8 protein-coding genes are annotated in these 8,770 nt (G+C 67.8%); 2 read left to right on the top strand and 6 right to left on the bottom strand.

Translation table 11 applies throughout. The features are described from left to right. The 6 genes from AC1VAN_RS04585 to AC1VAN_RS04560 form a co-directional block, all read right to left on the bottom strand. Positions 1-654, bottom strand: a 654-nt coding sequence (locus AC1VAN_RS04585) for an alginate export family protein (protein ID WP_480985345.1), incomplete at its 3' end; no start/stop codon positions are given. Further along, on the bottom strand, positions 633-2,483 hold the full coding sequence (locus tag AC1VAN_RS04580) for an amidohydrolase (protein WP_480985346.1): 1,851 nt from the start codon (positions 2,481-2,483) through the stop codon (positions 633-635). The genes AC1VAN_RS04585 and AC1VAN_RS04580, both read right to left, overlap by 22 nt. Positions 2,484-2,602: 119 nt before the next feature. Beyond that, complete coding sequence (locus AC1VAN_RS04575) at positions 2,603-3,028, bottom strand: DoxX family protein (protein ID WP_025878529.1); 426 nt, start codon at positions 3,026-3,028, stop codon at positions 2,603-2,605. 2 nt (positions 3,029-3,030) lie between these two features. After that, positions 3,031-3,687 carry a hydrolase gene (locus AC1VAN_RS04570; RefSeq protein ID WP_032975283.1) on the bottom strand — a complete coding sequence of 219 codons (657 nt, stop codon included), beginning with the start codon at positions 3,685-3,687 and terminating at the stop codon, positions 3,031-3,033. Then, positions 3,684-4,100 (bottom strand): helix-turn-helix domain-containing protein, encoded by a 417-nt coding sequence (locus AC1VAN_RS04565; RefSeq protein ID WP_025878527.1) that lies wholly within the window; start codon positions 4,098-4,100, stop codon positions 3,684-3,686. Before AC1VAN_RS04565 ends, AC1VAN_RS04570 begins: the two co-directional genes overlap by 4 nt. Before the next feature lie 78 nt (positions 4,101-4,178). Continuing rightward, the gene (locus AC1VAN_RS04560; RefSeq protein WP_032975282.1) at positions 4,179-4,511 is read right to left on the bottom strand and encodes a hypothetical protein; all 333 of its coding nucleotides are present in this window, start codon (positions 4,509-4,511) and stop codon (positions 4,179-4,181) included. A gap of 104 nt (positions 4,512-4,615) precedes the next feature. Here AC1VAN_RS04560 and AC1VAN_RS04555 point away from each other — a divergent pair, with 104 nt between their 5' ends. Both AC1VAN_RS04555 and AC1VAN_RS04550 read left to right on the top strand, forming a co-directional pair. Then, positions 4,616-7,639 carry a sensor histidine kinase gene (locus tag AC1VAN_RS04555; RefSeq protein WP_480985344.1) on the top strand — a complete coding sequence of 1,008 codons (3,024 nt, stop codon included), beginning with the start codon at positions 4,616-4,618 and terminating at the stop codon, positions 7,637-7,639. After that, positions 7,632-8,285 (top strand): response regulator, encoded by a 654-nt coding sequence (locus AC1VAN_RS04550; protein WP_442251866.1) that lies wholly within the window; start codon positions 7,632-7,634, stop codon positions 8,283-8,285. Before AC1VAN_RS04555 ends, AC1VAN_RS04550 begins: the two co-directional genes overlap by 8 nt. Positions 8,286-8,770: the final 485 nt, after the last annotated feature.

The raw sequence follows: 8,770 nt of genomic DNA, 5'->3' as shown, positions 1-8,770 counted from the left end.
GCCCACGGCGAAGCGCGCGCCCTCGCGACGATAGTCGAGCAGGTAAAGGTCCCACTGGCTGATGCCAGCACCCTTGGACGTGGTCGCATACGCGCCGAGCAGGTGTGCACCGCGCTCACTGCGGTCATCGAAAGCACCCGGGCGGTTCTCGACCGGGCGCAGCGCCATCAGGTCCAGTGCGCCCAGCCTGCCCTGCCACCCCACCCGCGCACCATCGAAGGCCAGGCGGATGTTCGGCCCGTCGCGCACCGACAACAGGCGCGAGCTGCCATAGCCCGCTTCCTGCCGTCCCAGCTGCACGTGCATGCCAGCGCCGGACCAGCGCCAGTACGCCTGCTGCACGTCCAGCGCGCCGCGATCGGTACGACCTGGGCCACCGGCCTTGCCGCGCTCGGCATGCGTACCCAGCTGCAGCTTCGCCTGCCAACCACCCTGCGCGAAGGAGGCAGAAGCCAGCGCACGCAGCAGGCCGTAGCCATCGTCGCCAGCACCGACGCCAAACCGGGTCGGGGCGTAGTACATGCCACGCAGGCGCAGCGATGCATCCCACTGCAACTGGCCGTCGCCAATCGTGGTACAGGCACCACCGTCGCAGGCCAGCGCCAACGACGGCAACACCAGCGATGCCAAGGTCAGAACGCGAAGCACGAACACCCCATCGCGCCCCAGAACGCGGTCAGGTCGTCGGTTGGCGCCGGATGACGAACCGCGTGGCCATGCGCACCGTGGGTGCTGCAGGCCACACCATGGTGGTGATGACGGTGCGCCGCAGCCAACCCGGTCGCCCCGCCACCGACGTGGTAACCACCGAAGCGGTTCACCGGCGACCAGTCCGGCATCGCCGGAGGCAGCTGCGGCGCCAACCCGGCGTAGTCGCCGTCGCCATGCACGATGCGGCCACCCACCACGGTCAGCAGGCTGGTGATGTCGGCGATCTGCTGCTCATCGACGCGGAAGAAGTCGGACGACAGCAGGATGAAGTCGGCCAGCTGGCCCACCTTCAGCGTGCCCTTCACCGCTTCGTCGCCGGAGAACCAGGCGCTGCCCTGTGTCCACAGGCGCAGGGCCTGCTCGCGCTCCAGCAGGTTCTCATCACCGTACAGGGCCAGGCCGCCGACGGTGCGTCCCGTCACCAGCCACGACAGCGCCACCCACGGGTTGTAGCTGGCCACGCGGGTAGCATCGGTGCCGGCGCCGACCGGCACGCCCTCGGCCAGCATCCGCTTCACCGGTGGCGTGTGCCGCGCCGCCTGCACGCCATAGCGCTGCACGAATGCCTCGCCCTGRTAGGCCATGCGGTGCTGCACGGCGATGCCGCCGTTCAGTGCGCGGATACGCTCGATGTTGCGCGGGGTGATGGTCTCGGCATGGTCGATGAACCAGTGCAGGCCATCGAACGGCACCTCACGGTTGACCTGCTCGTAGACGTCGAGGATGCGGCTGATGCTTTCGTCGTAGGTCGCATGGATGCGGAACGGCCAGCGCTTCTCCACCAGCAGCTTCACCACATCGTGCAGCTCCGGCTCAAGTTCCGGTGGCAGTTCCGGGCGCGGCTCGTTGAACAGTTCAAAGTCGGCTGCSGAGAACACCAGCATCTCGCCGGCRCCRTTGTGSCGCAGSARGTCATCGCCCTGGCGCGGTTGCAGCATCTCGCTCCAGCCGCGGAAATCGCTGACCTCGCTGCCCTTGTTCTGGGTGAACAGGTTGTAGGCGATGCGCACGGTCAGCTGATCATCGCGATGCAGCTGCTCGATGACCTGGTAGTCCTCGGGGTAGTTCTGGAAACCGCCTCCGGCGTCGATCACCGAGGTGATGCCCAGGCGGTTCAGCTCGCGCATGAATTGGCGGGTTGAATTGGCCTGGTATTCGACCGGCAGCTTCGGCCCCTTGGCCAGGGTCGCATACAGGATCAATGCATTCGGCTTGGCCAGCAGCAGGCCGGTCGGGTTGCCCAGCGAATCGCGCACGATCTGCCCGCCGGGCGGGTCCGGCGTTTCCCTGGTATAGCCACAGGCACGCAGCGCGGCGCGATTGAGCAGCGCGCGGTCGTACAGGTGCAGCAGGAACACCGGCGTATCCGGAGCGATGTCGTTCAGCTCCTGCAGGCTCGGCAGGCGCTTTTCGGTGAACTGGGTCGCGGTGAATCCACCGACCACGCGCACCCACTGCGGCGCGGGCGTACGGTCAACCTGCGCCTTCAGCATGGCCATCGCATCGGCCAGTGAACGCAGGCCATCCCAGCGCAGTTCSAGGTTGTAGTTCAGGCCACCRCGGATCAGGTGGGTGTGGCTGTCATTGAGGCCGGGCACGATGCGCCGCCCCTGCGCATCGACGATCGTGGCTTCGCTGCCCCAACCGCGCATGATGTCCTCGTCGCTTCCCACGGCAACGATACGGCCGTTCTGCACGGCCAGTGCCTGCGCATGCGGCTGCTGCGGATCAAGCGTGGTGATGCGTGCGTTGCGGATGACCAGTGTGCTCATGCGACGCTCCTTGGAAGGGGATTGGATGGCCGAGGCGGTACCGCCAGCCAGGCCCAGCGCCAGCGCGGCACTGGTGGCCAGCACCACATTGCGGCGGCCAGGATCGAGAGGTTCGTTGTTCACGCGATGTCTCCAGAAAGAAGCAGACCGTCCACCGCCCATGCACCGGGCCCGGCCAGGGCGATGGCCAGCAGTGCCAGCGTCCACAACAACGGATACTCGGCACCGCCGCGCATCCAGAACCACCCGTTGCGCAGCGCCAGCAGGGCGGTGAAGGCGATGAAGGCGGCAGCGACAAGCGCGGCGATCCGGGCCTGCCAGCCCAGCATCACAGCGCTACCGGCCACCACCTGCAGCAGCGCCAGCAGCAGTGGCAGCGGCGCCGACGACGGCAGACCGAAGCCACGCAGTTCGCCGGCAAAACCTGCCAGGCCTGGCCCGTTGAACCAGCCGAACAACTTGCCCAGCGCATGCGGCAGCAGGAATCCTCCCGCCGCCACCCGCAGGATCAACAAGGCCAGGTCGAGGCCATGGCCATCGCGCACGCTCAGTGCCCGCCTTCCTGCGCGCCGAACATGGTCTTGGCGTACTGGATGCCGACGCCATAGCCACCCGCATGGTCACGGGCGATGCCGGTGGTCAGGTCGTAGGTTTCAGCACGCGCCCAGTCGCGCTGCAGTTCCAGCAGGTACTGCACGCTGGTGATCGGCACGGCACCGGCCTGCACCATGCGGGCGATCGCACGTTCGTGCGCCTCTTCGCTCACATCGCCGCAGGCATCGGTGATCACGTAGACCTCAAACCCCTGCTCCAGCGCCGACAGCGCCGGGCCGACGATGCACACACTGGTCCACAAGCCGGCGAGCACCAGCCGACGCTTGCCGATGCGGTTCACCTCATCGATCACCGGCTGGTCTTCCCAGGTGTTCATCGACGTGCGATCGAACACCGCCTGGCCGGGGAAGATCGCCGGCAGCTCCGGGAACATCGGGCCGGAGAACGACTTCTCGGCCACCGTGGTCAGCAGCACCGGCACGTTGAAACCTTTGGCACCCTTGCTGATCAACGACACGTTGTTGCGCAGCGCGGAGATGTCGATGGTGTGGGTGGCAAATGCCATCTGCGACTGGTAGTCGATCAGTATCAGGGCGTGGTCGGCCGGTGACAGCAGTGCTTTGGCGGGGGTGGCGGTGGCGAGGCTCATGGGTGGACTCCGGTGGAGGAAACAACAGGGGGCTGGGAACGTGCCGCGCCATCGGCCAGGTACTGGCCGGGACTGCAGCCGGTCTCGGCGCGGAAGCTGCGGACGAAGTGGCTCTGGTCGAAGAAGCCAAGATGCTGGGCCAGGCAGGTCATCGACTGCGCGGCCGTCGGCAGCAGCTGCGTGGCGCGTTCGATGCGGCGACGGCGCACGTAGCGCAGCGGGCTGGCGCCGGTACCCATGCGGAACAACCGCACCAGATGGAACCGGCTTACGCAGGCAACGGCAGCCAGCTCGGTCACCCGCAGCGGCTGCGACAGGTGCTCGTCGATGTAGCGCAGCGCACGCTGCAGGGCAGCCGACTGGTGCGGTGCCAACGTGGTTGCGGACAGGGCAGGAGGCTGGACGGTAGCCATGAAGGAGCGCCGCGACGGGAGCACCCATGGTGTGCCGCCGGCTGCGATCGCCCTACCCCCGTCGGTCGAGGCCGGCGCTCACCCATTCGGGGGAGGCCGGCGCTGCAGCAGGCGGCGGCCGAACAACCGCGCATCCAGCGAATACGCGCCCGGCCCCAGCATGAGCAGGGCCAACGGCAGCAGCAGCCAGGGCAGCGCCGCGCCCTGCCCGTACAACCCCGGCACCGCCAGCAGCACCGCCAGCGGGGTCAGCAGCCCGGGCAGCAGCAGGCCGATCGCCGCCAGGCACATCAGTCCCGGCACACCGGCCGGGCTTCCGCCCGCCAACAGCCCTCCTGCCACGCACAGGCGCAGCCACAGCAATCCCAGTCCGGGGCCGCGGTCAGGGAACATCACATACAAGCGCTGCATCGCCGGGCTCCGTCATCCATCACGGCGTGATAGCGGACACCGAAGCGGTACGCCTACCCCGAACGGGTCACCCCGGCCTGCCCCGCACCTGCCAGAATGACCACATGCGTGGCCGCCCCTTCCCCTTCCTGCGTCGCCTGCCGGCGCTGCTGTCGTGCCTGCTGTTGTTGACTGCCCTGCCCGTCTTCGCCGTGCAGCAACCCGCAGTGAGCGATGGCATGCCCGGCTATCAGCACACCGCCTGGCGCGTCGGCCAGGGCGCCCCGGGGGATATCTGGGATATCGTCCAGGACCGCCAGGGCATGTTGTGGCTGGCGACGGGTTCGGGCCTGTACCGCTTCGACGGCCGGCGTTTCGAGCGGCAGGCCGCACCGGCAGGCACCCGTTTTCCCTCCACCAACATGGTTACCCTCGGCCTCGATGGCGGCGATGGTGGCCTGTGGATCGGCTACTTCCAGGCAGGCATCAGCCAGTTCACGCAGGAACGCCTGCGCAGCTTCGGCCGCCCGCAGGGCGTGCCGGTGGGTGTGGTCCCCCGCTTCGCGCATGACCGCAACGGCCGCCTGTGGGCTGCCGTCAATGGTGGCCTGCGCTGGTTCGATGGACGTCGCTGGCAGCAGCCGCCGGCTTCCTTCGGCCTGCCGCAGAGACGCGTGCAATGGGTGCTGCAGGACCGCCACGGCACGTTCTGGGTGCTGGCGGACCTGCAGATATGGCGTCGCCCTCCTGGCGCGGCCCGCTTCGAAGCCACCGGCATCGCGGTCTCGCAGATGGCCTCGCTGGTCGAGAGCCCGCGCGGCGAAGTCTGGCTGGCCGACCGCGTGCGCGGCACGTCGCCGCTGGCCAACGCGCATGGCCTGTTGCCCGCCGAGGAACGTGAAGCACGGCGGCTGCCCGGGCTGATCGCCTCGCGTCTGCAGTTCACGGCCGACGGGGCCCTGTGGGCCACGCTCAGCCCGCACGGTGGCGTGGCCCGGGTCACCTTCGACGGCCAACAGGCTGTGCGCATGGAGCGCTTCGATGCCGCGCAGGGCCTTACCGCGACGTCGGCAGTGYCGGTCCTTGCCGATCGCGAAGGCAACATCTGGGTAGGCACCAACCTCGGCCTCAACCGCTTCCGTGCGCACAGCGTGCAGACCTTGTCCGTGGGCCCTACCGATCCGTACCGGTCATTGGTACGCGCCATTGATGGCCGGGTGTATGGCTATGGCGAAGACCTGAAGCTGTTCGACCTGCGGCGTCCGCTGCTGGGCGGCAGCGCTGCGCAGTTGCAGGCCGCGGCACGGCAGGCACCCACTCCGGTGTGGCAGTTCGACTGGATCAATCTGGCGCGTACCGTCAGCGGCCACACCACCCTCATACCGCTGCCGGCACCGTTCACCGGGCAGCCACTGCACGCCCTGCTGTTTGCCGATGCGGACCAGGCCTGGGCCTGCGCCGGCGAACGCGCGGTGCTGCACTACACGGACAACCGCTGGCGTCGCGAAACCCGGCTTCCCGAGCAGGCCTGTTCGTCGCTGGCGCGTACCGATGACGGTGCGCTGCTGCTGGGCTACGCCGATGGCACCCTGCGCCGCCTGCACGGCGCTACGGTCAACTCCTACGGCGCCACCGAAGGTCTGTCGGTAGGCCCGGTAACCGCGTTGCTCCAGCACAAGGATCTGCTGCTGGTCGCCGGCGAGGCCGGCCTGGCCGCGCGTTTCGGCAACGGCCGCTTCCTGCCGGTGCGCACCGACATGGCCGGCGTGCTGGAAGGCATCACCGGCATGGTCGCCGATGCGAACGGGCTGCTCTGGCTCAATGGCAGCCGCGGCCTGGTGCGGTTGCAGGTTGCCACCCTGCGCAGCGCGCTGCGCAACGAACAGGCGATAGCCCCCCGCCTGTTCGACGCGGTTGACGGCATGCCGGGCATCGCCCTGCAGAGCGGCCCCATCCCCACTGCGGTACTGGCGGCTGATGGTCTGCTGTGGCTTGCCACCAATCAAGGCCTGGCGTGGCTGGACACGCGGCAGTCGCACATCAACACCATGGCGCCTGGCGTGCGCATCGGTGACGTGCTGTATGGCAGTACCCAGGCCCCGTTGCAGGAGGGACTGCGCCTGCCGGCCGGCACTACCCAGCTGCAGATCGACTATGTCGCGCTGTCGCTGGCGCGGCCGGAGCGCAACCGCTACCGCTACCGACTGTCCGGCGTGGACGACGCTTGGCAGGAGGCCGGCGCGAGCACGCGCGCCTATTACACCAACCTCGCACCGGGCCATTACCGCTTCGAGGTGGAAGCAGCCAACGAAGATGGCATCTGGAGCAGCACGCCAGCCAGCCGCAGCTTCCACATCGCACCGACGTTCCTGCAGACCGCCTGGTTCAAACTGTTGTGCGTCTGCGTGGTGATGGCTGCGCTGGCGCTGGCCGTGCGGGTCCGCAGCCGGCAGCTGGCGGCATTGTTCCGCGCCCGCCTGCAGGAACGCAACGGCGAGCGCGAGCGCATYGCGCGCGAWCTGCACGACACCCTGCTGCAGGGCAGCCAGGGACTCATCCTGCGCCTGCACGCCATCAGCCAGTCGGCACAGACACCAGAGCCGGTACGCACCCAGCTGGAATCGGCGATGCTGCTGGCCGAGCGCAATCTGGCCGAAGGCCGGGAACGGGTCAACGCGCTGCGCGACGCACCGTTTGCCGGCCGCGATCTCGCCTCTGCGCTGGCCGACGTGCATGCCGAATATGCAGGCCAAGGCACCAATCCACTGCGTTTGACCATGGAAGGCACCCCGCCGCCGCTGCAGGCCGAAGCCGCCGAGGAAGTGTTCCTGATCGGGCGCGAGGCCATCCGCAACGCGCTGCGGCATGCGCAGGCCAGTGCCATCGAAGTGGAACTGTCCTACGGCACGCGCTGCTTCCTGCTGCATGTGCGCGACGATGGCGTCGGCATCGCCAATGACAATGCCGGCGGCGGACACTGGGGCATGCAGGGCATGCGCGAGCGCGCACAACGGCTGGGTGCGGAGCTGCAGTTGTGGACACGCCCCGGCCTGGGTACCGAAGTCGCACTGTCCGTGCCGGCGCGTCGCTTGTATCACCGACATCCATCGCGCTGGCGTTGGCCCTGGAGCAGAACCTCCCATGACTGAATCCCTTCCTCCCATCGGCGTGCTGGTGGTTGATGACCATCCGCTGTTGCGCGATGGCCTGGCCGCACTGCTCGGCGCACATGCCGACCTGCGCCTGCTCGGCGAAGCAGCCGACGGCGAGGAAGCCCTTGCCCGCTACCAGCAGCTGCGCCCGGATGTGGTGCTGATGGACCTGCAGATGCCACGCATGGATGGCGTGGAAGCAATCGTGCGGATCCGCGCGATCGATCCCCGCGCACGCATCATCGTGCTGACAACCTACAGCGGCGACGTGCGCGCCGTGCGCGCGCTGCAGGCCGGTGCCAGCGCCTACCTGCTGAAGGACATGCTGCGCCACGAACTGGTGGCCACCATCCGCACCGTGGCCAGTGGCCGCCGCGCACCGATCCCGGCGGAAGTGGCGGCCAGCATCGCCGCGCACGTGGTGGAAGACCGGCTGTCGCCACGCGAAACCGAAGTGCTGCGCCACGTGGCCGGCGGCCTGTCGAACAAGCGCATCGGCGAACGCATGCAGATTTCCGAGCAGACGGTGAAGGCACACATGAAGAGCCTGATGGAAAAACTGGGCGTTGGCGACCGGACGCACGCAGTAACCCAGGCACTGCGTCGCGGAATCATCAGCCTGGATGACACCGGTCAGGAGTGAAGGGGCTTCGGCCGGGTTGCGCCCGGCACCCGCAGAGGCCGAAGCAACAGCAACAGCCGAAGCAACAGCAACAGCAACAGCAAAAGCCTGCATTYCKTGGGATGGCGGGGAGGGGACAGATGGCGGGGGACGCTGCAAGTACGTCCATGTAAGCTCGGTCGCGCCATCCATGGCGCTCACGCCCCCGCCATCTGCCCCCTCCCCGCCTCCGACAATTTCCCGCGATCTGTCGGAATGTCATGGCCTGCTCTTGGTGGGTGTCGACCTTGRTCGACACGTAGAYCCACGCCATGCGTGGATGCTCTTCGATCAATTGTCGAAATATTCGATTTCGATTGGATTTGATCCAAGCGAAGCACAGATGGACCAACAGACACCGGACAACTGTCGAAGGCGGGGCGGTGTCGGATTGCGGGGTGTCAGCCGCATGGATGCGGCTGCCAAGCCTACAAGGACGTACTTGCGGCGTCCCCGCCATCCGACAC

The organism is Stenotrophomonas sp. 05L44_2 (genome assembly GCF_056665995.1).
This window is presented reverse-complemented; position numbering and strand designations above follow the sequence as displayed.